Origin of the sequence: Paenalicyclobacillus macrosporangiidus (genome assembly GCF_900116805.1) — a bacterium.
GTDB classification, from domain to species: Bacteria; Bacillota; Bacilli; order Alicyclobacillales; family Alicyclobacillaceae; genus Alicyclobacillus_H; species Alicyclobacillus_H macrosporangiidus.
Genome location: NZ_FPBV01000018.1, coordinates 50,513 through 74,885, shown reverse-complemented (window position 1 = coordinate 74,885; position 24,373 = coordinate 50,513). Strand labels below are relative to the sequence as shown.

24 protein-coding genes, 1 tRNA gene, 1 other RNA gene and 2 pseudogenes are annotated in these 24,373 nt (G+C 63.5%); 20 read left to right on the top strand and 8 right to left on the bottom strand.

The window, feature by feature from the left end; translation table 11 throughout:
* Positions 1-173 precede the first annotated feature (173 nt).
* A pseudogene (locus BM357_RS20330) lies at positions 174-314 on the top strand (3-ketoacyl-ACP reductase); the annotation flags it as partial.
* 128 nt (positions 315-442) lie between these two features.
* Here the strand turns inward: BM357_RS20330 and BM357_RS14240 are convergent.
* The 4 genes from BM357_RS14240 to BM357_RS14225 all read right to left on the bottom strand — a co-directional run bounded on the left by BM357_RS14240 (position 443) and on the right by BM357_RS14225 (position 4,595).
* Complete coding sequence (locus BM357_RS14240; RefSeq protein ID WP_074954839.1) at positions 443-1,267, bottom strand: MAE_28990/MAE_18760 family HEPN-like nuclease; 825 nt, start codon at positions 1,265-1,267, stop codon at positions 443-445.
* Entirely contained in the window at positions 1,264-2,382 is a 1,119-nt protein-coding gene (locus BM357_RS14235) for a DUF262 domain-containing protein (RefSeq protein ID WP_245784007.1), read from the bottom strand. The genes BM357_RS14240 and BM357_RS14235 overlap by 4 nt, the downstream gene beginning before the upstream one ends.
* A 29-nt stretch (positions 2,383-2,411) precedes the next feature.
* Complete coding sequence (locus BM357_RS19445; RefSeq protein ID WP_074954832.1) at positions 2,412-3,725, bottom strand: hypothetical protein; 1,314 nt, start codon at positions 3,723-3,725, stop codon at positions 2,412-2,414.
* Between the two features lie 507 nt (positions 3,726-4,232).
* Entirely contained in the window at positions 4,233-4,595 is a 363-nt protein-coding gene (locus BM357_RS14225; protein ID WP_074954830.1) for a hypothetical protein, read from the bottom strand.
* 139 nt (positions 4,596-4,734) lie between these two features.
* On the opposite strand from BM357_RS14225, the gene BM357_RS14220 reads away from it, so the two are divergent.
* Complete coding sequence (locus BM357_RS14220; protein ID WP_074954828.1) at positions 4,735-5,946, top strand: MFS transporter; 1,212 nt, start codon at positions 4,735-4,737, stop codon at positions 5,944-5,946.
* Here the strand turns inward: BM357_RS14220 and asnB are convergent.
* Both asnB and BM357_RS14210 read right to left on the bottom strand, forming a co-directional pair.
* Positions 5,928-7,775, bottom strand: coding sequence for an asparagine synthase (glutamine-hydrolyzing) (gene asnB / locus BM357_RS14215; protein WP_074954826.1), 1,848 nt, complete (start codon positions 7,773-7,775; stop codon positions 5,928-5,930). The genes BM357_RS14220 and asnB overlap by 19 nt on opposite strands.
* A 103-nt stretch (positions 7,776-7,878) precedes the next feature.
* A complete protein-coding gene (locus tag BM357_RS14210) occupies positions 7,879-8,991 on the bottom strand; it encodes a citrate synthase/methylcitrate synthase (RefSeq protein ID WP_074954824.1) in 1,113 nt (370 codons plus the stop codon).
* Between the two features lie 136 nt (positions 8,992-9,127).
* Here BM357_RS14210 and BM357_RS14205 point away from each other — a divergent pair, with 136 nt between their 5' ends.
* The 11 genes from BM357_RS14205 to BM357_RS14155 all read left to right on the top strand — a co-directional run bounded on the left by BM357_RS14205 (position 9,128) and on the right by BM357_RS14155 (position 15,962).
* Complete coding sequence (locus tag BM357_RS14205) at positions 9,128-10,018, top strand: LysR family transcriptional regulator (RefSeq protein WP_074954821.1); 891 nt, start codon at positions 9,128-9,130, stop codon at positions 10,016-10,018.
* Between the two features lie 96 nt (positions 10,019-10,114).
* A complete protein-coding gene (locus BM357_RS14200) occupies positions 10,115-10,432 on the top strand; it encodes a late competence development ComFB family protein (protein WP_074954818.1) in 318 nt (105 codons plus the stop codon).
* 86 nt (positions 10,433-10,518) lie between these two features.
* Complete coding sequence (gene tadA, locus BM357_RS14195) at positions 10,519-10,992, top strand: tRNA adenosine(34) deaminase TadA (protein ID WP_074954869.1); 474 nt, start codon at positions 10,519-10,521, stop codon at positions 10,990-10,992.
* 31 nt (positions 10,993-11,023) lie between these two features.
* A tRNA-Ser gene (locus BM357_RS14190) sits at positions 11,024-11,113 on the top strand.
* A 100-nt stretch (positions 11,114-11,213) separates the two neighbouring features.
* Positions 11,214-11,313, top strand: an RNA gene (ffs, locus tag BM357_RS14185) — signal recognition particle sRNA small type.
* 146 nt (positions 11,314-11,459) lie between these two features.
* On the top strand, positions 11,460-12,569 hold the full coding sequence (locus BM357_RS14180; RefSeq protein ID WP_083430544.1) for a two-component system sensor histidine kinase NtrB: 1,110 nt from the start codon (positions 11,460-11,462) through the stop codon (positions 12,567-12,569).
* A 68-nt stretch (positions 12,570-12,637) separates the two neighbouring features.
* Positions 12,638-14,359, top strand: coding sequence for a DNA polymerase III subunit gamma/tau (dnaX, locus tag BM357_RS14175; protein WP_074954813.1), 1,722 nt, complete (start codon positions 12,638-12,640; stop codon positions 14,357-14,359).
* A gap of 6 nt (positions 14,360-14,365) precedes the next feature.
* Positions 14,366-14,677: a YbaB/EbfC family nucleoid-associated protein gene (locus BM357_RS14170; RefSeq protein WP_074954809.1), complete on the top strand. Its 312-nt coding sequence runs from the start codon at positions 14,366-14,368 to the stop codon at positions 14,675-14,677.
* 1 nt (position 14,678) lies between these two features.
* Positions 14,679-15,278, top strand: coding sequence for a recombination mediator RecR (recR, locus tag BM357_RS14165; protein ID WP_074954806.1), 600 nt, complete (start codon positions 14,679-14,681; stop codon positions 15,276-15,278).
* Positions 15,279-15,367: 89 nt separating this feature from the next.
* Positions 15,368-15,670 (top strand): DUF2508 family protein, encoded by a 303-nt coding sequence (locus BM357_RS14160; RefSeq protein WP_074954802.1) that lies wholly within the window; start codon positions 15,368-15,370, stop codon positions 15,668-15,670.
* A 22-nt stretch (positions 15,671-15,692) separates the two neighbouring features.
* A complete protein-coding gene (locus BM357_RS14155; protein WP_139234733.1) occupies positions 15,693-15,962 on the top strand; it encodes a pro-sigmaK processing inhibitor BofA family protein in 270 nt (89 codons plus the stop codon).
* Here BM357_RS14155 and BM357_RS14150 read toward each other — a convergent pair whose 3' ends face one another.
* Complete coding sequence (locus tag BM357_RS14150) at positions 15,963-17,615, bottom strand: putative polysaccharide biosynthesis protein (RefSeq protein WP_245784006.1); 1,653 nt, start codon at positions 17,613-17,615, stop codon at positions 15,963-15,965. It abuts the gene before it with no gap.
* Positions 17,616-17,768: 153 nt separating this feature from the next.
* Here BM357_RS14150 and BM357_RS14145 point away from each other — a divergent pair, with 153 nt between their 5' ends.
* Positions 17,769-18,374: a manganese efflux pump gene (locus BM357_RS14145; RefSeq protein ID WP_074954797.1), complete on the top strand. Its 606-nt coding sequence runs from the start codon at positions 17,769-17,771 to the stop codon at positions 18,372-18,374.
* A 99-nt stretch (positions 18,375-18,473) separates the two neighbouring features.
* A complete protein-coding gene (locus BM357_RS14140) occupies positions 18,474-18,668 on the top strand; it encodes a sigma factor G inhibitor Gin (protein ID WP_245784005.1) in 195 nt (64 codons plus the stop codon).
* Positions 18,669-18,797: 129 nt separating this feature from the next.
* On the opposite strand, the gene BM357_RS14135 is transcribed toward BM357_RS14140, so the two are convergent.
* Positions 18,798-20,219 carry an NAD-dependent malic enzyme gene (locus tag BM357_RS14135; protein ID WP_083430543.1) on the bottom strand — a complete coding sequence of 474 codons (1,422 nt, stop codon included), beginning with the start codon at positions 20,217-20,219 and terminating at the stop codon, positions 18,798-18,800.
* A gap of 87 nt (positions 20,220-20,306) precedes the next feature.
* On the opposite strand from BM357_RS14135, the gene BM357_RS14130 reads away from it, so the two are divergent.
* The 5 genes and pseudogenes from BM357_RS14130 to BM357_RS14110 all read left to right on the top strand — a co-directional run.
* Positions 20,307-21,782 carry an aminotransferase class I/II-fold pyridoxal phosphate-dependent enzyme gene (locus BM357_RS14130; protein ID WP_074954791.1) on the top strand — a complete coding sequence of 492 codons (1,476 nt, stop codon included), beginning with the start codon at positions 20,307-20,309 and terminating at the stop codon, positions 21,780-21,782.
* Positions 21,766-22,377, top strand: coding sequence for a dTMP kinase (tmk, locus tag BM357_RS14125; RefSeq protein ID WP_074954788.1), 612 nt, complete (start codon positions 21,766-21,768; stop codon positions 22,375-22,377). The genes BM357_RS14130 and tmk overlap by 17 nt, the downstream gene beginning before the upstream one ends.
* Before the next feature lie 43 nt (positions 22,378-22,420).
* The gene (locus tag BM357_RS14120) at positions 22,421-22,750 is read left to right on the top strand and encodes a cyclic-di-AMP receptor (protein ID WP_029421966.1); all 330 of its coding nucleotides are present in this window, start codon (positions 22,421-22,423) and stop codon (positions 22,748-22,750) included.
* The gene (locus BM357_RS14115; protein WP_175511546.1) at positions 22,737-23,720 is read left to right on the top strand and encodes a hypothetical protein; all 984 of its coding nucleotides are present in this window, start codon (positions 22,737-22,739) and stop codon (positions 23,718-23,720) included. The genes BM357_RS14120 and BM357_RS14115 overlap by 14 nt, the downstream gene beginning before the upstream one ends.
* A pseudogene (locus tag BM357_RS14110) lies at positions 23,692-24,330 on the top strand (PSP1 domain-containing protein); the annotation flags it as partial. The gene BM357_RS14115 and the pseudogene BM357_RS14110, both read left to right, overlap by 29 nt.
* Positions 24,331-24,373: the final 43 nt, after the last annotated feature.

The window sequence follows — 24,373 nt, the reverse complement described above, 5'->3', positions numbered from 1 at the left end:
CTTTCGTCACGATGATCCCTCCATGATTGGGTTCTGGGGGAATCATCTCGCAGACCAAGGCTTGGCGCTAGGTGTGGACTATTTGACGCTTACGTTGTCGTTTCCGGAATGTGTGAGGCGGGCGGGACGGTCGTAGCTGTGGTGGCTAACGTAGCATAAGAAGAGGACGTCCAAATGCGACTAGGCCGATGCGTGCCATCCGGCGTATGCTTTCCATCACGATTGAGCAGGGCGGCCTCATCATCAACAAGGAATCCGTAGGTGGGGTGTATGGTTCGCGAGTTGGCGCGGCTTACACGGCTTCGAAACACGCCCGTCATCGGGTTGACGCTGTCCACGTGGACGACGCAGGGTGGAGGCGTGCTGACCGCTCGCATCCCATCCACCAAACACGCGGGCAAGGCGAAAGTCGTAGCCTGTGGGTTTCGGAGTGCCGTAGTCGTCAAACCAGAGACACCTTAAAACCGTCGTCGGATGGTACATTAAGAGATGAACTGCGACTACACTTTTGGGCAACTGAGTCTGATGGTGTGGCGGGGTCGTTGTCTACTGTTACTGATGCGGTCTCATCGTCTCTGTGCAAATCCGATCTTAAGTACTTGCGTTTTACCAGGGTGTCGAATATTACGTCGATGATTTTGGTCATTATTGTTTGAATTCCACTTCGGAGGCTATTGTACTCCTGTTCATCGACACCATCAACCTTGGCGCCATGTGCAATATCATTTCTGTAACGGAGTAACTTGTGAATCGTCCCATAATAATCCTGAAATGCATGGTGATCAAATCCTAGTCTATACAGGATCTTTTCTAATACTCGTGGCTTTAGGTTCGCTTCCGTGTCCACGATATCCTCTGGAATCCGGGCAGTTTGGGCCCACAAGTTATCGATCTTCTCAATGAATTCCACCTGTCGACCATATCGATGAAGGCGCTCGTCATCCGCAGAAATGTCTTTAGTAAGTTGGGTTTTTCTGTTTGTATTCTCTAGATCGCCAAATTCCCTAGCCAACGATGCGACTACAAGCCTGATGTTTGCTTGAGATCTAAGAAGTAGTTCATCATTAATAGCCTTAACATATATCAAGAAACAAGCCTTGCAAAAGCCTTCGAAGTGTGAGTAAAGCATGACAACCAAGGCCTTCCTATAGCGTCTCTTGTCCTCATCATTAGAGACGAACGAAAGTTGATTCTCCAAAAGTTTTAACTCGGAAGACCTCCAAGTTAGCTCATCCTCGAGTTGTGACCGTATGGAGATGATGTTCATATGACCTCACGAACCTTTTTCGTAACGAATTCAATCCGTTGATTTAGAGGGTTTGGATAATTTTTCCCTCCGCCGGTAGTGATCTGTCGAAACTCCGGATCGTTCTTAATATCTATGAATACTTTTTTCAGTTTATCTATGCAGTCTGAATCGTCCGGGTCTAACCGGTCCAGAACTGGTTGGATACCAAGAGTGAACGCTTCAAAATGGTAGACCAAAAACTTGGACACTAAACGGCCTTGCGCGTTTGTTGCAGAGAACACTTGTTCACCCAACGTCTTTGCGAGTATCTCAAAGGTTTTCTCAAAACACTCACGTTCCTTGTCATAATCAAGGATGACAGGTTGCTCGGGATCGGAGACCTGCTCCATGTACTCCGTCAAAAAGTCTCCAACGTCGTGACGATATGCTTCACGTGCATTCTTGAACGCGAAGAATCGGAGGACGAGTTCTTGATCCCCCTTTTGTTCCCATTTTTCATCTGAGAGATTAGCAATGCACGTTTTGAAGTCAGGGTTTTTACTAAGCTCAATAATAAATTTATTAAAATCGTCGCTTAGTAAACGAATGGTGCAGTTTCTAATCTCTTGAGGGCTAAGAGTCTCGCCTCCAGTATTAAGACGTTTAAACATATAGTATCGTAGTCGCTTATCGCTTTCCTTTCTGAGTACCTCGACACGAATGAAGTTACGTTTCAGCTTTATCTCTAGTGGCTTAGGCAAATCATTGTAGGTTAGACCGTTTAGTTCTTCAACAATATCGCAATCGACCAATTCTAAAAAATGAAATGTTCCATCTGGATTCTTCCGCATGGGATGTTTTCCGCGGAAGTGCATGTATGATGAGATTCGCTGCAAACCATCAATGAGTTCATATATCCCCTCGTCGAGTTCTATAACAAATATCGGGGGAACAGGCATCTCTAGAATAAGTGATTCAATAAACCTAGATTGGGCGCCCTCCGTCCAACGGAAAAGGCGCTGATAATCTGGGTCGATCTTCAACTCCCCATTCTCAAACATATCCAGCAATTCGTTGAAGGATAAATCCAGACTACGTGTTCTGACCTTCTTAATTTTTTGATCTACTGCGAGCATGAGTTCTACTTCGTTCACATTGTTCGAATGTCCCATTTCACGATCCCTCACTTTCTGAAAATAAGAGCTGTTTCCACCGTGCGCCTGGAACTCTTATATGTTTGAGCCCGCCTATTTATAGATGCGAGTGTACGAGATGTCGCAAATTCCTGGTGACCAATCAACGACCACCCGTAATTGCTTGCCATTGAAACGAAGATAGAAGCCAAATCGATTGCGATTTCCTTGTAGTAGGAGTTCTGCACTACCATGGTACAATATGCACCCTCCTTCAGGGATCGGTTGATTTCCCCCAAAGAGCGGTAGATGGAGTCGAAATATTGCACATAGTGCTTGTAATAGTATGATACCGATGCTTTTGAGGGGTGCCGTTGGATCTCATTGAGGACTTGAAGGCAAGCGTCACCCCAGTGTGGATTAGGTTCAGGAGTATTAGACTTAATAGTCGGTGTACCAGTCATGGCATGTCTAAGCTTACGCATTTCGTCTATGGAATATCCTAGTATGGCCAATTCTGGTTGAGTCGCAATAACATAATCGATCCGCGTACAATATGGAGGCGATGTGATAACTGCGTCAATCTTACTATTCTGTATGGGAAGGGATTCGGATGCAGCAGTCGTGAGGAGAACAGAAGGCCTTGAGACGACATTAGAACGCCGCATCCCCTCTTTAGCCATATAGCAAGTCATGTCGTTAACGGTGGTACGAAACATCTCGAAGACAACGTTTGCTTCGATGTTTACCCGTTCGGAGTCTTTACCAGGCGTCTTGATCCAGGTAGGGTTCGATCCTCTAAAGGCGCGGAGTAAGTTTTTTATAACACGAAATAGAGCCACATAGAAGAAGGCAGCCAAGCTCGATACTGTACTAATGTCAAGGATTTGGATTCCGGATCGACGGATTCCTTGGGGGTGCATCAGCTGCTGAATCGCGAGCTCTATGCTGCGAACGGTACACGAAGTGCCTTCTGTTAACCATGTATGCAATGGATCATTGAAGAACGGTTCCATCGATGCATTATACAGCATTGCCTTGGCAATGACGTCCTCAGCGAGGCTCGGTAGGCTACCACAAGCGCTCGAATCCAATAGGCCCGCTCTAGCGACAACGACCATCACAGGATTTAGGTCATATCCGATAGCAGAGTATCCGCAATCGATTGCTGCACGGGTCGTGGTTCCGCTCCCGTTCCACGGATCCATAACCACTGAATCAGAAGATAGCTTGAGGTATCTCAATACGTCGTATACAAATTCCTTCGTGTAGCCAGCGTAGTATTCGTATAAGGGAAGTTCATATTTTCCGTTGACTCTTCTTTTCGGATTACTGAACAGGATGGGAGTGCTGTTATGATCCATTAAATACACCTAGTCCAGGATGAGGTTGTTGCGTTGATTACAACGCCGTCACGACCTCAATTATACTTTACCCTGGCCTGATTGGCATCAATACATCGGATTTACGGCCCCCGGTCACCGGGGCACTATGTGGTGTAAATGACTTCGTCCTGACATGTGCCTTCTGAGTTTGATAGCGAATGGAGGAGTATGAGGGGAATTCACCGCAGCTTAACCCACCGTCCGGCCTTGGTCAGGTGGGCTAAAGCGACCCGCGTTGTATCACCAGATCTAGGCATCATCTGCCAGGATCGTCTGTCGATCCCGCTTGTCCACACCCACCAACCCACCCGCCGAGGTCTGCACGACCAGTCCGTCTGCCGTTGAGGCGACGTCCGCCATCCGCCCATCCAGGTGGAACGAAGCCACTGGTGGTCCGGTCAGGTCGGCCGGATCGAGGACCTCTGCGAGGGTGCGGGAGCCGTCAGGGGTGACGACGAACCAGCGGTCGGAGCCTGGGCCCCACTCCTACCGGCCGTGCTCCGGGAGGTCGACGTAGGAGAACCGGCAGCGAGCCGTGTCGTACACCACCAGCAGATCACCTGCAGAGGCCGCCAGGTACCGCCCCGAATGGACTCTAGTGTCCCGTAGCGAGACCGCCTGCGTTCGCGTCTCCAGAGAGCACTTCATTGGTACATGGGGTTTCACACGAGCCCAGACCGCCGCCCGTCTTTCGGCGAGACCCGGCTCACGGAGGGCGTCGCGAATTTGTTCGGCCATCGGATCGCCCTGCATGGACGTCACCTCCCAGGGGATTGCATCCATTTTGACGCCGAACTCCCCCGGGGTGTAACCGATGCACCCGCCGTGGCGGAAAAAAGTTCGGAGCATGAAAGCGGTTCACCCGGCACACGTGCCCGTCTGGATCCCTGGCGGGACGGCGTGAACCCGTGGTATGATGGGTATTGTTATATTTCGGGTATCGAAATGAAAAGAGACAAACGTCCAATGTCAAGGAGGTTGAGTTCACGTGGGGCGAAAGTTTTCGCCGGCGGTCTGGGCGACGGCGTTTGCGACCCTGATTGCCTTCATGGGCATCGGCGTCGTCGATCCGATTTTGTCCTCCATCCTGAAGGCCATGCACGCGTCTGCCTTTGCCGTCGAGTGGCTGTTCACCAGCTACATCGCCGTCATGGCGTTGGCGATGCTGCTGTCGGGCGTGCTCTCGACGAAGTTTGGCGCCCGCCGGGTGCTGATTGTGGGCCTGTCTCTGGTCGTGATCTTCGCCGGGCTGTGCGCGCTGGCTCCGAACATCGGCGTGCTGGCCGTGTTCCGCGGCGGCTGGGGCCTCGGCAACGCGTTCTTCACCTCGACCGCTCTGTCCATCATCGTCGGGGCGTCCTCCGGCGGGATGGCGGCGGCCATCACGCTGTATGAAGCCGCGCTCGGCCTTGGCATGGCGTCCGGGCCGCTGCTCGGCGGTTTCCTCGGCAGCATTCACTGGCGCATGCCGTTTGCGGGGACGTCCACCCTCATGCTGATCGCCCTGATCTTGACCTTGACCCTGGTGCGCGACACGGGCCACAAGGAGGCGCCGCGCACCGCAGCCGACCTGTTCCGGGCGATGAAGCACCCGGGCGTCATCTCCAACGCGCTCATCGGCCTGACATACAGTTTCGCCTTTTTCACGATTCTCGCCTACTCGCCCATCACGATGACCTCCGTCAGTGCACTGGGCTTGGGCTTCGTGTTCTTCGCCTGGGGCGTGTTGGTTGGGATCTCGTCGGTCTTCGTGGTGAACTGGCTGCGCCCGTTGATGGGACCGGTTCGGATGCTGGACCTGAACCTGCTGTGCATGGTGGCCGTCCTGGTGGCCGCTGCGTTGGTGAATCAGCGCTGGCTGGTCATCGTGATCATCGTGTCGGGATTCTTCTGCGGCATCTCGAACGCGCTGTTCACCACGCTGGCGATGGAAGTGTCTCCGTTTTCGCGATCCATCTCGTCCGGGACCTACAACTTCCTGCGCTGGTCAGGGGCGGCGGTGGCGCCCGTCCTGGACGGGCTGCTGAAGGACGCCTATGGCGTTCAGGTCCCGTTCTGGGTCGCCGCCGCGGTGATGTTCCTCGGCTGGCTCGGCCTCAAGTGGCGTGCCGGCGTACTCGACCGGTGCCTGGCCGAACAGGGCCACGCCGAAGGCCATGGCCACGGTTCGGGGCACGCGTTTCAAGTCAACCGCACGTGATAGCGGCGCATCCACTCGTCGATTTCCAACAGGTAGTGGAACAGTTGGGCCGTGCCGAGGATCTGGCCGAACCACGGCCGGTGGTCGCCCGGCTGGCGGCTCGCTTCCGCCAGCGCGCGGACGGCCGCCACGTCCACCAGAGGGCGGAGCGGAGACGCGGGATCGTCCAGGGCCTGCAGGGCTCGGGTGCGCGTCGCCTCCAGGTATTCCGGGTTCGGCGTGCCGGGGTACGGGCTCTTCTTGCGGTACAGCACATCGTCCGGGAGCATGCCCCGCGCCGCGCGGCGCAGCAGTCCTTTGATCTCGCCGTCGCACGCTTTCATCGCCCAGGGGACGTTGAAGACGTACTCCACCAGGCGGTGATCGCAGAAAGGCACGCGCGCCTCCAGGCTGGCCCCCATGCTCATCCGGTCCTTGCGGTCGAGCAGCGTGGGCAGGAAACGGGTGATGCTGAGATACCCGATCTCCCGCACGCGCGCCTCGTGCGGGTCCTCCCCCGGCAGTGCCGGCACCTCCGCCAGCGCCTCCCGGTAGCGGTCGGCCACGTACTCGAACGGCCGGATCCACCCCTTCAGTTCCTCCGACAGGATGTGCACGCGGTCGCGCAACCGAAGCGACCACGGGAAAGTGTCCGCCTGCAATGACTCCTCGCGATGGAACCACGGGTACCCCCCGAACACCTCGTCCGCCGCCTCGCCCGTCAGGGCGACGGTGTGCGTGCGTTTGATCTCCCGACAGAACAGGTACATGGACACGTCGATGTCACACATGCCCGGAACGTCGCGCCAGGCGAGCGGCGTGAGCAGGTGGCTGATCATCTCCGCCATGCTGAAGACCACCCGGTGGTGCACCGTTCCCAGGTGCTCCGCCACCCGCAGGGCGTACGGGGCGTCGAGGCTCTTTTGGAAGGCGTTCGCTTGGAAATACTTCTCCATGTCCTCGATCTCGATGGCGAACGTGTGCAGCGGTTCCCGACCGTGCGCCCGGCAGTATTCGGCGGCGATGGCGGTGACCGCGCTCGAGTCGATGCCGCCGGAGAGGAACGTGCACACCGGCACGTCGGAGACCAGCTGCCGTTGCACCGTGTCGATGAGCAGACCGCGCACCGTCTCCACCGTCGCGTCCAGGTCGTCGGTGTGCTCGCGGCCCTCCAGCTTCCAGTAGGCGCGGACGCGGATGGCGTCCTGCGTGGCCACCAGGGCGTGGCCGGGACGCAGCTCGCAGACGTCTTTGAAGATGCCGTGGCCGGGCGTGCGCGCAGGGCCGATGGCGAACACCTCGGCGAGGCCCTCGGCGTCGACGACCGGATCGATCAGCGGATGGGCGAGCAGTCCCTTCAACTCAGAAGCGAACAAAAAGCTCGATCCGCGCCGCGCGTAGAACAGCGGCTTGACCCCCAGCCGGTCGCGGGCCATGAACAGCCGCCGTTCGCCTTCGTCCCAGATGGCGAAGGCGAAGATGCCGTTCAGCTTCCGCGTGCACGCCTCGCCCCAGGCGATGTACGAGACGAGCAGGACCTCGGTGTCCGAGTAGGACTGGAACGTGTACCCGAGGGCCTTCAGCTCGCGGCGGAGCTCCTCGGTGTTGTACAGCTCGCCGTTGTAGACCATGGTGTAGCTGCGCTCGCCCCAGCGGCGCGTCATCGGCTGGGCGCCTCCGGCCGGGTCCACCACCACCAGGCGGCGGTGTCCGAACGCCGCGGACTTCGACAGGTAGACTCCGTCTGCGTCCGGTCCGCGGCAGGCCATCGTGGACGCCATCGCACGCACCACCGCCTCCTCGCGCCGCAAGTCGCGCTCCCAGTCAATCCACCCTGCAATTCCGCACATTCCGTCAGCGCCCCCCTCGATTCCCAGCTTGCGGACGCTGCCGCGCCCAGATGACGCCATACTTTATGCAGTCCCTGGGCGCGAGGTGACGGGGGCGAGGCATTCATGCCTCTTCTGGTGTCGTTGGGGCAGCGGGCATCGGCCCCACATAGACGGACTGCGGCCGGATGAGCCGGTTGTGGGCCGCCTGCTCCAGGATGTGCGCGGTCCAGCCCACCGTCCGGCTCGCCGTGAAGGTGGCGGTGTACAGCGGCTTCGGGATGCCCACCGCGCGCAGGACGGCTGCCGCCCAGTACTCCACGTTCGTGTACAGGCGCCGCCCCGGCTTGTGCTCTTCCAGCAAGCGGATGGCGACATCCTCCACTTGGGTGGCCAGGGAGAACCACGGATCCTCGCCCGCCAGTTCCGTCACCACGTCCCGCAGCGCCAGCGCGCGCGGATCGGTCGTCTTGTACACCCGGTGCCCGAAGCCCATCAGCCGTTCGCCCCTCGCCAAGGCGGAGCGGATCCATGACTCGGCCCGTTCGGGAGTTCCGATCTGCTCCAGCATGTCCATCACACCGGCCGGCGCCCCGCCGTGCAGCGGCCCTTTCATGGCGCCGATGGCGGCCGACAGGGCGGAGGCCATGTCCGATTGCGTCGAGGTGACGACGCGCGCCGTGAAGGTGGACGCGTTCATGCCGTGCTCCATCGTGATCACCAGGTACGCCTCGAGCGCACGGACGTGGTCCGGCGCGGGATGGCGGCCGGTGAGCATGTACAGGTAGTTCGCCACATGGGGCAGGTCTGGACGCGGCGCCACCGGCGAGCGGCCTTCGTTGCGCGCGTGCCGGTAGGCGATGATGGTCGGGACGGCTGCCGTGAAGCGGATGGCGTCGGCCAAGCTCGGGGGCCAGTCCTGCGCCGCGCCGAGCGCAGAGACCGCGGTGCGCACCACGCTCATCATGTCCAGTCCGGCCGGGAGGGCGTCCATCACTCGGTACACGTGTTCGGGCAACGTCCGCGCCGCCGCCATTTGCGCCTGCCACGCCGCGGCCTCCTCCGGGGCCGGCAGCCTGCCTGTCCACAGCAGGTGGGCCACGTCTTCAAAGCTGCGGGATCGCGCCAGCTCGCGCGCCCAGTGCCCGCGAAACACTAGGTGGCCCCGCTCCCCGTCGACCAGCGACAGTTCTGTCTCCGCCGCCACCACGCCTTCCAATCCACGCGTGTTCGCCATAGTGCTTCCTCCTCTTGAAGCTCTGATGGGGTTCCCCTGTCAGGGTTCTGCACGTTCAGCATAGCGCCGTCCATTGATTTTGTATAATGAATATAATTGGTTATTTTGATTATGAAACGTAATGGGAGGTTCCGGCATGGACCTGCAATGGCTGCGCACGTTCGTCACCGCCGCACAGACCGGCAATTTCAGCCGGACGGCCGAACGGCTGCACTTGGCGCAACCGACCGTCAGCGTCCACATCCAGAAGCTCGAACAGACGCTCGGCGTCGCGCTGTTCGAGCGCACGGGCCGGAGTGTGCAATTGACGCCGGCCGGGCGGCGCTATCTGAACCACGCCCGGGCGATGGTGGAAGCGGATGACGCCGCCCGAGAGGATCTGTTTCGGTGGCAGCAGGGATATGCGCACACCGTCCGCGTGGCCGCCTCCCCGCTGGTGGCGACCACGGTGCTGCCCGATTGCATCCGGCGCTTCACGCGGGATCGGCCGGACGTGGAATTTGCCATCCAGGTCATGGAATCCGTCGACATCGCCCAGGCGGTGATGGAGGGGCTGTGCGATTTCGGGCTGTCACGCCAGGGGGTCGAGCATCCGCACTTGGTCGCGGAGGCGCTCTATGCGGACCCGGTGGTGTTCATCGCGCCCGCGGACGTCGGCGACGTGGACGGCGTCCTGCCGGCAGTCGACGAACTGTTGGAGGCGTACCCGGTGCTCACGCACAACCACCCGGAGTATTGGGATGATCTCCTGCTGCGGCTCCGCCAGTTTCATCCGCTGCGCACGCTCCGCGTGAGCCAGGTCCACGTCACGGTTCAATGGGTGGTGGAGCGCCTCGGCGTCTCGTTTCTGCCGGCGTCCACCGTGCGCCGCGAGCTGCTCCGGGGCACCGTGCTGGAGGTGCCTTTCCCGCATTTTGCGCTGCCCGTGGCGCACACCCGTCTCGTCTGCATGCCGGGCGCATTGCGCGGGGTGGCGGCCGAATTCGCCGAACACGTTCGTGCCTACTGCCGCGCGCGGACCTTTTAAGCGGGGACAGGGTGTTGTATGATGATGGCACGAAGCGGAAGCCGAGAGCCCAGGCCGCCGGACGCGGCCTGCGCTGACGGACGGAGGCGGGGACGGATGACCGTGTACAATGTCACGGAGGCGATGGTGCGGTCGTTGCTCGAGGACGCGTACTTGAAGCGGGGGTTGGTGCGCTGCGGGTGCAGTCAGTGTATCGACGACATCCTGGCCATCGCCTTGAATCACCTGCCGAGCCACTACGTCTCCACGGAGCACGGGACCGCGTACGTCAAGGCCAAGTATTTTGAGCCCCAGATGCAGTCGGACATGTTGCGGGAATTGGCGCTCGCCGTCGACATTGTGGCGCGCCGGCCGCGCCACGCCATCCCGGAGGGGGAGGCGCCGGGATCGCAACCCGGCGCGAGTCCGGTATGAACCCGCGCGCTGCCGGGGGATTGGGCTCGAACCCAGGGACACCGGGTGCGCGGGACGCGGGACCGGGGCCCACCGACGACGCGCGCATGGAGGAGCGCCCGGATGCGGACGAGCACTGGATGCGGGAAGCCCTGGCGGAGGCCAGGCGTGCCGCTTCCTTCGGCGAGGTGCCGATTGGGGCCGTCGTCGTCCACCAGGGCCGGGTCGTCGCCCGGGCGCACAACTGGCGGGAGACGTGGCGGGATCCGACGGCGCACGCCGAACTCATCGCCCTGCAGGAGGCCAGCCGCCGCTTGGGGGGCTGGCGGCTCGCCGAATGTCACCTGTACGTCACGCTGGAGCCGTGTCCGATGTGCGCCGGCGCGGCGATGTTGGCCCGCGTCGCGCGGATTGTCTTCGGAGCGGCCGATCCGAAGGGCGGGGCGCTGATCTCCCGCATGAACGTGCTTACGCCCGGCTTGTGGAACCACCAGCCAATCATTACCGGTGGCATTCTGGGCGAAGAGTGTGGTATGATACTCAAGGAATTTTTCCGGTCGCTGCGACAGGCGCGGCCGTGAAAGACAACTGAATCGCCATTTGGGTCGACGCGGAGAGATGTCTGAGTGGTCGAAAGAGCTCGCCTCGAAAGCGAGTAGCCCTTCACGGGGCTCGTGGGTTCGAATCCCACTCTCTCCGCCATCCGTGTCTCCGCGGGGGATGGGCGGATGCGCGCATCGCCGCACCGCCCGAACCCCGGGGACAGCCTCGAATGCACCACGCGTTTTGCGACCAAGGACCAAACTGGGTCCCGCGCGGCGAAAACTTCCGAACCGTGTCAGGTCCTGACGGAAGCAGCACTAAGGAAGACCTTTCGGGCGACGCGGGGAAGCCTGGCTTGGTTCTTGGTCGGAAAGCGCGTTTTTTTGTGTGCCGGCTTGGCCCGGGGTGTCGAACCCTGTCTGCTCCCGGGAGCTTTTGTCGACCGGGCAGGAATCGCCCCGCACAGCCCGAAATCTCCCCCATTCTCGGCCTTGGGGGGCTGTGCATGGCGGTGCGGTGTGACGCGGATCCGGGGGTGGGCGCGGACGGTTGGAATGTGGTCGGGCGCATGAACTCCGGCCTGCTCTACGTGGACAAACGGGGGACGGTGACGGTGTTCAACGAACTGGCTGCCCAGCTCCTGGACATCGAGGCGCCGCTCGGCAAGGCCGTGCCGCTCGGAGACGTCCTCCCTGCGGATCGGCAGGAGCATCAACTGTTGTCCGGACTGCTGGCGTCCGGCCGGGAATTGAAGAACCACGTCCTCACCTGGACGAGAGGTGACCGCATCCGCCATGTGTTGGCGGATTCTTTCAACAAATTCGATCCGCTCGGCGTGTACGCCGGCTTCTACATGATGATGAAGGACCTGGGGGATCTGCGGACGCTGGAGCAACACGTCCAGCGGACCGAAAAGATGGCGACGCTGGCCAAGATCGCCGCCGGGCTCGCGCACGAACTGAGGAATCCCTTGACGACGGTCAAGGGGTTTCTGCAGGTGATGGAACAGAAGTTCTCCGCCGCGGGCCAGGCGGGAGACCTGCAGAACACGCGGATTATGCTCAAGGAGATCGGCCAGGTCGAGGCGCTCATCGACGAGCTGATGCTGCTGTCGCAGGCGCACCAGGTGCAACCCCGCCCATGCTCCCTGCAGGCCGTCCTGGAAGCGCTGGAGCCGGAGCTGTCGGCGCAGGCCGAAGCGGCCGGGATCCAGGTGCGCCGGCGGGTGGAGGTGCTGCCCCCTTTCCTCGCCGATCCGGTCCTGCTCACCCAAGCCATCCGGCGCCTGGCGGAAAATGCCATCGAGGCCATGGAGCCCGGCGGGGTGTTGACCATCGCCGCGCGGAGGAGCGGCGACTGGCTCGAGATCGACGTGTCGGACACGGGGCCCGGCATCCCGTATTACCTGATGGATCGCATCTTCGACGTGTTTTTCACCACCAAGGACCGGGGGACCGGCCTCGGGCTCGCCATCTGCCAGCGGATCGCGCTCGATCACGGCGGTGAGATCCGGGTCTCCTCCAAAGGGTTCGGAACCACCTTCCGCTTCCTCATGCCGTTTCGGAGCTTGCCCGGCCCCTCGGATTGTCCGCACGGACCCCCTGTGTTACTGTAGAGGATGCATGGCCCGCCCGGCACCCGCGGCCGGGCGCCGGCATTTCTGCGCGCGGAGGAGGGGTGGCCGTGCCGTACCAGGCCCTGTACCGGGCGTGGCGGCCGCAGACGTTTGCGGATCTGGTCGGGCAACCGCACGTCAAGCAGACGCTGATGAACGCCATCCTGCGCGGTCAGGTGGCGCACGCCTACCTGTTCTGCGGGCCGCGCGGGACGGGAAAGACCAGTGCCGCGAAGGTGCTGGCCAAGGCGGTCAACTGCACCCATCGCCAGGGAGCGGAACCGTGCAACGAATGCGAGGCCTGCCGAAGCATCACGACGGGGGCCAGCGTGGATGTCGAGGAAATCGACGCCGCGTCCAACCGCGGCGTGGAGGAAATTCGCCTGTTGCGGGACAAGGTGCAGTACGCCCCCGCGTCGGTGAGCCGCAAGGTGTACATCGTCGACGAGGTGCACATGCTCACCACGGAGGCGTTCAACGCCTTGCTCAAGACGTTGGAGGAGCCGCCGGGGCATACGCTGTTCATCCTGGCCACCACGGAGCCGCACAAGATCCCGGGCACGATTGTGTCGCGGTGCCAACGGTTCGACTTCCGGCGCATCGAGCCGGAGCAGATTCTGGAGCGGTTGCGGACCGTCTGCGCCGACCAGGGGTGGACGTACGAAGAGGAAGCCCTGTGGAAGATCGCGGAGGCGGCGGACGGCGGCCTGCGTGACGCCTTGGGCCTGCTGGAGCAGGCGGCCGCCTTCGGCTCGGGCCGCCTGACGGCCGAGGAGGCGGCTCAGGTGCTGGGCGGCGTGCGCTCCTCCGCCTTGCTGGAGCTGGTGAACCGGCTGGTGGCGGAGGATCTGCTGGCCGTGATTGAACTTCTGATGGATTGGTACCGCGCCGGCAAGGACGCCTCTCGCATCGTGCACGAACTGTTGCAGGTGCTGCGCGATTTGTTTATCGTCAAGCTGTCCGACGGACGGAGTGAATGGGCGAACCGGCCCGGGTACCGGGAGACTGCGGATCGCTGTGACAAAGCCTGGCTGCTGCGGGCCATCCAGGCGCTCGGCGAGACGTACGTGCATCTGCGCTTTGTCGACCAACCGCGCTTGGCGTTGGAGACGGCCCTGCTGTCGCTGGCGCCGAGCCTGACGGGCGCAGGGACCGCACCGGCGCAATCCGCCGGGCCGGCCGGCGGCATGTCGGGGGCTGCCGCAGGCGCCACCCGTGTGGCGAGTACGGCAAACGCGCCGGCGACACCGGCGGCCCCAGCCGCGGCGGCCACACCGCCTGCGTCCGTGAAGCCGGGTGCGGGAAGTTCCGGTGGACCCGTGCGGCGCCCGGGCGCATCGCGTAAGATGGAAGTATTGACGGCGCTGTCGCAGCAGGCGTCGGCGGCCGTGTTGGAACAGGTCCAGGGGCACTGGGAAGCGTTGCTGCGGCGGGTGCGGGAGCGCCGCATCCAAACGCACGCCTGGCTCATCAACGGGGAGCCGGTGCTCGCGACACCCGACGTCCTGGTGTTGGCGTTCACCAGCCGCATCCACCGCGACGCCGTGATGAAGCGGGAGGAACGCGGCGTGATTGAGGCCGTGCTGGCGGAGGAGATGGGCACCGCCATGCAGGTGCTGGCCTTGCTGCGGGCTGACTGGGAGTCGTTTCAACAGACGCTTGCCCCGGCCTCGGCGCCCCAGGGGACGCAGGAGGAACCGAACGCGACCGCCCCGGCGGATGATCTGGTGGCGTCCGTGGTGCGCTTGTTCGGCGCGGATCGCGTGGAGATCATCGAGGACAAGGAGTGACCCTCCGTGAAAAACATGAATCAGTTGATGCGCCAGGCCAAGAAGATGCAGGAGGAGATCCTGAAGGCGCAGGCCGCGCTGGCGGAGCGCACCGTGGAAGGGACGGCCGGCGGCGGTGCGGTCCGTGTGACCATGAACGGACACAGGCAGGTCGTCGCGGTGACCATTCAGCCGGATGTGGTCGATCCGCAGGATGTCGAGATGCTGCAGGACCTCCTCCTGGCGGCCCTGCAGGACGCGGGTGAAAAGGTGGACCAATTGACGGAGGCGGAGCTGGGCAAGTACACCCGCGGCCTGAACATGCCCGGGTTGTTCTGACATGTGGGGATACCCTGAGCCCATCGCGCGGCTCGTGGAGCAGTTCATGAAATTGCCGGGCATCGGGCCGAAGACGGCTGCCCGGTTGGCGTTTCACACGCTGAACATGAGTGAACAAGACGTGGCGGCGTTCGCCGCTGCCCTGCTGGACGTCAAGCGCAAGCTGCACGAGTGCCCGGTCTGCTGCAACATCACCGATCGCACGCCCTGTTCGGTGTGTGCCGACACGGGCCGGGACGGCCGGGTTCTGTGCGTCGTCCAAGATCCGAAGGACGTGTTGGCCATGGAGCGGACGCACGAGTACAACGGCCGGTACCACGTCCTGCACGGGGCCATCTCTCCCATGGAAGGCGTTGGCCCCAACGACATCCGCATCCGGGAGCTGCTCCAACGAGTGGCGGACAGCGAGATCGAAGAGGTGATCCTGGCGACCAATCCCACGGTCGAAGGCGAGGCCACGGCGATGTACATCGCCCGCCTGCTCAAACCGTTCCCCATTCAGGTGACGCGCATCGCGCGGGGAGTTCCGGTCGGCGGGGACCTGGAGTACGCGGATGAGGTGACCTTGGCGAAAGCCCTGGAGGGACGGCGCCAAGTCTAAGCGAGCATCATCGGGGCATACGCGTTGTCATATTCGTCCTCTTCCCTGTCTATGATCTATTAGCCTGCGACAGGGGGAGGACGTTTGTCTTGAAAGAGGACAGGCACAGGTCTTTTGCGGCCGGACCGGCCGCGACAGCCGGCGTAGAGTCCGCGGCGACCCTGGCGGGGGGACAGGATGCCGACCAGGTCATTCGGGAGCTGCGCCGCGCGAAACGCGAGCTTGAGATGGCGCGCCTGCAGTTCGACACGGTGACGGATCCGATGCTGATTGATCACATGGTCTTCCGCCTCGGGGCCGCGGAGCGGCAGTTCAACTACCTGTTCCAGCTCGCGCGGCGCCACGGGATCCGCGTCGAGGGCGTCCGGTGGGATTGGAACGAGGCGGATTGACCGGAGAAGGGAGGGAAGCCGGGTGCCCAGTCCCCATCTGTTGCTGTGGACGGGATTGGCGTTGATGGGTGTGTTCGCCGTCGTCCAGGTCGTGCGCCATCCGGGCCCGGTGTTCTGGTGGATGGTCAAGAGTGCGGTGCTGGGATGTCTGTTCGTATTGGCGGTCAACTGGGTGGGGCAGTACGTCCACTACCACCTGCCGTTCAATCCGATGACCGCCATGGCGGCGGGATTGCTCGGGATCCCCGGCATTGCGGCGCTCATCGTCCTGCATCTGTGGCTGTACGCATGACTAGGATTGTACGGACGAGGGGCGCAGGCGCCGGGCGATCCGCGCCAGCGGGCGGCCCACCGCGGGCAGCCGCTGCAATTCGTCCGCGTGCACGGCGCCCAGGGCGATGGCGGCCGTGACGTACACGGCGCCGCCGAGGGCGATGGCGAACACCACCTGGGCGGTCGCGAGCAGGTCGGGGATCCGGGTCACGAGGGCCATGGCGTGCCAGCCGAGCCAACTGCCTGCGGCCAGCGCCGGGCAGGTGATGGCTGCGGCGGCTGCGGACGGCAGCGCCAGGCGGATCACCGAGAAGCGGACGTGGCCGTACTTTTTCACCGCCAGGACGTTGAGCGCGGACGAGAACAGGTAGCCGATGGTCGTCGCCATCGCCGCGCCCAAGATGTGAAACGGAAAGATGAGGGCGATGTTGAACACGAGCTTGACCAGCACGCCGAGGAACATGTTGCGCACGGGCCTGTACATCTCGCCCAGGCCCTGCAGCATGTAGGTGGAGACCAGCTCAAGGCTGCTGAACACGCTCATGAACGAGACGCTGGAGATGATGAGGGCGCCTTCGGTGGAACCGTACAGCATCTGATCGATGGGGCGGCCGAGGACGAGCAGCGCCGCGGCGACCGGGAAGGTCATGAAGAGCATGGACCGCAGGGTGCCGTTCACCCGGTTGTCAATGGCGGCCTGGTCGCGCAGGGCGCGCGCCTCTGCGATGGCGGGCAGCACGGATGCTCCGATGGCCATGGCGAAGGCCAGGGGTAGCTGGATCAACTGCATGGCCTGCCGGGAGAGCACGCCGTACGCCTCGGTGGCGTGCTGAAAGCTGTAGCCGGCGAACAAAAGCGTGTTCTGCACCGTCAGCGCGTCCACCAAACCGGAGATGGGCACCACCAGCGTGCCGAGGCTGATCGGCAGCGCCATCTGCCACAACTCCCGCCGCAGGGCGGAGGCGGAGGTGCGGGAGGACGGGCGGCGCCAGCGGGATCGAAATTCCCGCCGGACCATGTGCACCGCCACGAGCAGCAGGACGAGCCCGGCGAGCGCGCCGACAAACGCCCCGAATGTGGCGGCGGCCGCCCCCAGGGCGGGGGTGCCGCCGTCGCGCATCACCCACCAGGCGCCGACCACGATGGCCACCACGCGCACCAGTTGTTCCAACGCCTGGCTGTACGCGGACGGCTCCAGGCGTTGGAATCCCTGCAGATAACCGCGCAGGGCGCTCATCAGCGGAACCACCAACAGCGCCGGGACCAGCGCCCGGATGGAGAGGGTCAGGGCCGAGACCGCCTGTGCGGATTCCCGCAGGGCCACCATCCTGGCGTACAGCGGGGCCCCGAACCACATCAGGATGGCCAGAATCACCCCGAGCCGAACGACCGTCCGAACCGTGATGCGGTAAAGTCCCTCGACTTCTCCGTACCGGCGCAGGGCCAGCCGTTCCGACACCAGCTTCCCCATCGCGGTCGGGAATCCGGCCGTCGCCAAGGTCAACAGGATGACGTACAGGGCGTAGGCGTTTGAGTAGATGCCGATGCCTTCGTCGTGGATCAGGCGGGTGAGCGGGAACAGGTAGATGAGGCCGAGGAGTTTGGCCGCCGTCACGCTGGCCACCATGACGGACGCACCCCGGGTCAAGCTGGACGTCTTCCTCCCTTGCACGCCGTCCCCTCCTCGTTCCCGCATTCCGCCTCGCACGAAGGCCCTCTCTGGAAGCAAGAGCATTATAGCACGGAAACCCCCAAGCCGGCCGGACCGAAACAGCGACGAGCCGTGGCTCATAAGGTGTAAAGAGTCCACGGGGGGTGGAGCCGGATGGGTTCGACCGTTCTGACCATCTGCGCCATTGCGCTGGCGGCCAACCTCGACAATGCGAGCTTTGGCATCGTCTACGGAATCCGCAACATCCACATCTCGTGGTGGGCCAACGCCATCATCGCCCTCATCTCGGGGGTGGCGACGTTGGTGGCGGGCTGGATGGGCGCGGCCATCACGCGCTACGTCCCGCCCCATCTCGCGGCCTGGACCGGAGCGGCGGTGATGTGGCTGGTCGGCCTGTGGGTCCTCACCGAGCCCCTGCACGGCCGCCGCGAGATGCAGCCGGGAGAGGGGAACGTGGTCAAGCGGATCCTGCGCGATCCCGCCGCTGCCGACTTCGACCATTCGCACACCCTCAACCTGGGTGAGGCGGTGATCCTCGGCGTGGCAGCGGCTCTCAATGCGCTGGCGGGCGGCTTCGACGCCGGTGTCGTGCACATCGGCATCGTCTGGACGGCCGCCGCGGTGGCGGTCACGAGCTTTGTGCTGCTGGGCGCCGCGGCGTACGTGGGACGGCGCTACATCGCCAAGCGGCTGGGGAACTGGGCCACGTGTGTCGCTGGGTTGGTGATGATTGCCATCGGGATGCACCAAATTTGGTAGGTATGATTGCGAGCGGGGCAAGCCATACTGGCTGTTGGAGGCACCGGACGACGCGCGGCTTGGCGGCCGACGCTACGACCGGGGCTGCGGATGGGACGGGTGATAGGATTGGACGGAAAGCAGGCACCACAGTGCATCGTGTGTCAGCAGGAGAAGGCGGACGGCATCACGGTGTGCGGACAGTTCATCTGCACGGACTGCGAGCGGGCCATCGTCTCCACGGACGTCTCTGACGTCCGTTACAAACATTACGTGGATTGCATGAAGCGCATTTGGTGGCGGGTGTGTCCGTGACCGCTCCTGAGCCCGGCCGGGTACGGGCCGTCGTGCTGGACACCGTGGCACCGTGGGGGCGGTCCGCAGCCCGCGGCAGGCCGCCGAGAGCGGAGGCGCCGGCCTGTGCCGGCGCCGGATGCCTGGGCTTCAGTACGAGGGCACCGCGTGTTCGCGCCGCGCGACGCCGGTGCGGACCGCGGCCTCGGCGACCGCCCGGCTGACGGCCTTGACGACCGCTTCGTTAAACACGGACGGAATGATGTACTGTTCGTTCAACTGATGCTCCGGTACACAGGCCGCAATCGCTTCCGCCGCGGCCAGTTTCATCTCCTCGTTGATCTCCCGCGCACGCACGCGCAGCGCCCCGCGGAAGATACCCGGGAAGCAGAGGACGTTGTTGATCTGGTTCGGGTAGTCGGAACGCCCCGTGGCCAGGATGCGCACGTAGGGTTCGGCTTCCTCCGGCAGGATCTCGGGAATCGGATTGGCCATCGCGAACACAATCGGATCGCGCGCCATCGCCTGGAGGTGCTCCGGTTTGAGCACACCCGGTCCGGACACGCCGATGAACACGTCCGCCCCGGTGATGGCGGCCATCAAATCGCCCCGGCGGCCCTCCGGATTGGTGTGGCGTGCATACCAGTTCCAGATGGGATTCTCATAGGCGCGATCCCGTTCGATGATGCCGGCGCGATCGACGCCAATGACGTTCTTGACTCCCGCCGACAGCAGGATTTTCGTGCAGGCGACGCCGGCCGCCCCGATGCCGCACACGACCACCCGCAGGTCGGGCAACCGTTTGCCGACCAGTTTGACGGCGTTGAGCAGGCCCGCCAGGATCACCACCGCGGTGCCGTGTTGGTCATCGTGGAACACGGGGATGTCGAGCTCTTCGCGCAACCGTTGTTCAATTTCGAAGCAGCGCGGGGACGAGATGTCCTCCAGGTTGATGCCGCCGAAGCCGGGCGCGATGGCTTTGACGATGGCGACGATTTCGTCGGTGTCCTTGGTGTTCAGGCAGATGGGAAAGGCGTCGACGCCGGCGAACTGCTTGAACAGCATGGCCTTGCCTTCCATCACCGGCAGGGCCGCCTCCGGCCCGATGTCACCCAACCCCAAGACGGCCGTCCCGTCGGTGACGACGGCGACCGTGTTGCGCTTGATGGTCAGCTGAAATGCTTTCGAAGGGTCTTCGTGGATGGCTTGGCAAACGCGGGCCACTCCCGGGGTGTACACGCGGGAGAGGTCATCGCGGTTCTTGACCGGGGTCTTGGCCTGGACCTCAATCTTACCGCCCAAGTGGACCAAGAACGTGCGGTCGGAGACGTTGATCACTTCGATTCCGGGGCGCTGGGCGAGTGACTCGACGACGCGCTCGCGGTGGGCATCGTTGTGCACGTTCACGGTCACGTCGCGGATGACGTAGTCTTTCTCGACGTGGATCACGTCGACGGCAATGATGTCCCCGCCGGCTTCCCCGATGGCCGTCGCAACCTGGCTGAACGCGGCGTCCGTGCTGATCTTCAGGCGCAGGATGAGACTGAGCCCGTTTGTCTGTTGGATGGCCACCCTGATTCCTCCTCAGACTTCCTAGCAGCTTGATGTCCAACATTGTATCATAGGGGGCAGTCAATGCCGTGGACGGGAGGGTGACGATTGACCGGAACCGTTGACACGGACGGGAAGCCCGGGTGGGACGAGGCGGAAGCGCCGATTTTGGCGGCGCTGGTCCGGACGGCAGGCCGCATCCGGCTGCCGCTGTTCGTCCCGGGCCACAAACAGGGCCGGCTTTTGCCCGGGGTGCTGTCTTCGTGGCTGGGGGCAGCGGCGAAGATCGATTTGACGGAACTGCCCGGTTTGGACAACCTCCACCGCGCCGAGGGGTGCATCTTGCGCTCCGAGGCCTTGGCGGCGGCGCACTACGGGGCGGAGTGGTGTCTGTTCAGCGTCAACGGATCGACCGCCGGGGTGATGGCCGCCTTGCTCGCCGCGGCACCGGGCGGCAAGGTGGTGTTCGCGGGCCCCTTCCACGAGAGCGCGTGGCGGGGTCTCGTCGTCGCAGGGGCCGAACCGGTGTTGATCCCGGGCACGTGGGACGCCGAACGTCAGGTGGTTCGCCCGCCGGCTCCGGCCGAGGTGGCGCGGATGTTGGCGGACGCGCGGGGGATCCGGGCGGTGTACGTCACGTCGCCCACCTACGCGGGGGTGCGCGCCCCGGTGCGTGAGCTGGCGGAGGTGGCGCACCGACACGGGGTGCCGCTGATTGTGGACGAGGCGCACGGGGCGCACTTCGGGCTGGTGCCGGAACTGCCGCCGCACAGCATCCAAGAAGGTGCGGATGTGGTGGTGCAGAGCGTGCACAAGATGTTGCCCGGGTTGACGCAGACGGCTTGGGTGCTCGGCCAGGGCGGGCGGGTGGACCGCGCGGCCGTGGTGGAGGCGCTCTCCATGCTGCAGACCACGAGCCCGTCGTATCTGCTGCTGGCTTCCCTGGACGCGGCCCAGCTGTGGTTGCGCACCGAGGGGGCGGACGCGGCCGCCCGCGCGGTGGCGGCGATGGATGCCGTGTGGCAGGCGTATCCGCATCATCGCCTGGACGATCCGCTGCGCCACTTCCTGCCGACCGGCGGCATGGCGGCGAGCCGCCGCGTGCAATCCGCGTTGCAGGAGGCGGGCATCTGGGTGGAATACGCCGATCCGCTGGGGGTGCTCAGCGTGTTCGGATTGGCGGCCGAACCCACAGGGGTCGGCCGGTACCTCGACGCACTCACCGGGGTGGCGCCGCCGGTTGCCGGAGGGCCGGCTGCGGGTTCGGCCGCCGGCCTGGCATCGCCGCTGGTCCGGCTGACGGCGCACAGCGCCGCTCCGGTGGCCGCCGCGCCGCGCGAGGTGTTTCTCGCGCCCCGGACGTGGGTGCCCGCGGGTTCGGCCGCGGGACGTGTGGCGGCGGGGCTCATCACCCCGTATCCGCCGGGGGTGCCCGTGGTCCTGCCGGGGCAAACGCTCGACGAAGGGCTGTGTGCCGCCCTGTCGGAGCTGCTGGAGACGGGGTACGAGGTGCACGGCGTGGACGCGGCGGGGAGGATCCCCGTGATGCAGGAAGGAGGGGCCGCAGGTGTTCATCACGTTTGAAGGATTGGATGGCGCCGGGAAGAGCACGCAGATTGAACGCTTGCGCGCCCGTTTGGAAGGGTCCGGCCGGCGGGTGGTGTGCACCCGGGAACCGGGGGGGACGCCGCTCGGGGATTCGCTGCGGGCGCTTCTGCTCGATCCCGCCCGGCGGGACATTGCCCCGCGCACCGAGGCCCTGCTGTACGCGGCCTCGCGGGCGCAGCTGCTGTGGGAACGGGTGGGGCCGGCGCTGGCGCGGGGGGACGTGGTGCTCTGCGACCGGTACGTCGATGCCAGTCTGGCGTACCAGGGCGAAGGGCTCGGCCTCGGGATGGACGCGGTGGCTGCCGTTAACCGGTTCGCCACAGGCGGGCTGACGCCGGACCTGACGTTTCTGCTCGACGTGCCGGTGGCGGTCAGCCGCGGGCGCGTGCGGACGGGACGCGGACAGGCGGATCGCATCGAACAGCGCGGAGATGAATACTTTAGTCGTGTCAGGGACGCGTTTTTGCGCATCGCGACGGCGGAACCGGAGCGCGTCGTGGTCCTGGACGGCACCCTGGACGCGCAGGCCCTGGAGCAGGAGATCTGGTCCCGCGTGGAGAAGAGACTGTAATCGCGAATGGTCAACCCATGCGCGGAAAAAGGTGGTGTGTGGGATGAAGATGGTCATGGCGGTCGTCCAGGACAAGGACAGCCCGCGCCTTGCCCAGAATCTCGTCAAGGCCGGGGTGCGCGCCACCAAATTGGCGAGCACCGGCGGGTTTTTGCACGCAGGCAACACCACGTTCATGATCGGCACCGAAGAGGACCGGCTGGAAGAGGTGTTGGACATCATCCGCCAGAGTTGCCGGTCGCGCGAGCAGGTCGTGACGCCGATGGCGCCGATGGGCAATCAGATGGAGTCGTTCATCCCGTACCCGGTCAGCGTGCAGGTCGGCGGGGCCACCGTGTTTGTGTTGGATGTGGAGCGCTTTGAACACTTCTGAAGCGGGCGCCACACGCCGGGTTGCCCCATTGTCTGAGTGGCCGATTCAGACCGACCTGCTGGGCCGGCTGCGGGAGGACATCGCGTCGGGACGGGTGCCGCACGCCATGCTGTTCGTGGGGGAAGCGAGTCAGAACCGTAGATTTGTGAATTTTCTGTCTCAATTGCTCCTGTGCACCGGGGAGCCCGCCCCCTGCGGCCGGTGCGCCGCATGCGCCCAATTCGAGTCGGGCAACCATCCTGATTTGTATGTGCTCGATCGCGAGGGCACCGCGGTCAAAACCGGCCAGGTGGAGGCATTGCAGGAGCGGCTGAAACTGCGCGCCCACGCGGGCGGGCGCGTGGTCTACGTCGTGCACGGCGTGGACGAGATGACGCCGGTGGCGGCGAACCGGCTGCTGAAGACGCTGGAGGAACCGTGGCCCTCCGTGATCGCCCTGCTGACCGCAGGGAGCGTCCGGCGGGTGCTGCCCACCGTTCGATCCCGCTGTTTCCTTTTCCCCCTGCCGCAGGCCGGTTCGGCCCCTTGGGACGATGCCATGCCGGAGGAGAGGGGCGCGGAGCCGGAGGGAGATCCCTGGTTTGCCAGCCTGATTGAGCCGGTGATACAATGGACGGAGATCCTGTTGAAGGGCGCCGAGCCGGCCGTCATCCTGGCCGACCGGCTTGTTCGGGCGGCGGAGGATGCGGAATTCTCCGACGTGTTGTATGTCCTGGCGATGTGGCTGCGAGACCTGATGCACACGAGCGCGGGGGACAGCCGGCACATTCGGTTCGGCGAATACCGTGCGCAGTTGAAAGAGCAGTCGAGCATGACAAACGTGGCCGAACTGGCCAAGGCCGTCGCGGTGGTGCTGGAGACGAGAGTGCGGACACGCTCGCACGTCGCCGCTACGCTCAACGCGGAGCGCATGTGTGTTCGACTCCAGGAGGTTTTTGCCAGTGTATACGGTCATCGGCGTCCGCTTTAAGACGGCGGGCAAGATATATTACTTTGATCCGGGTCCTCTGACCCTCCGGCGCGGGGATCATGTCATCGTGGAGACAGCGCGGGGCATTGAGTACGGTGAGGTGGTGGTGGGCAACAAGTCCGTGGCGGAGGAGGACGTGGTGCTGCCGCTGAAGCAGGTCATCCGCGTCGCGGACACCAAGGATGCCGAGACCGTCGCCGAGAACCGCCGCCGCGCCAAAGCCGCGATGCAGGTGTTCCGCGACAAGGTGGCGTCCCACCAGCTGGAGATGAAACTGGTCGACGCCGAGTATACGTTCGACCGCAACAAGCTGATCTTCTACTTCACCGCCGAGGGGCGGGTGGATTTTCGGGAGTTGGTCCGGGACCTTGCCTCGGTGTTCCGGGTCCGCATTGAGTTGCGCCAGATCGGCGTCCGGGACGAGGCCAAGATCCTCGGCGGAATCGGGCCCTGCGGCCGCCTGTTGTGCTGCAGCACGTGGATGGGCGAGTTCGATCCGGTGTCCATCCGCATGGCCAAGGATCAGAGCCTGTCCCTCAATCCGACGAAAATCTCCGGTCTGTGCGGAAGGTTGATGTGCTGCCTGAAGTTCGAGAACGACACCTACCAGGACCAGGGGGTCGCCTCATCGCACTGAGGCGGCCCCGGGCGGT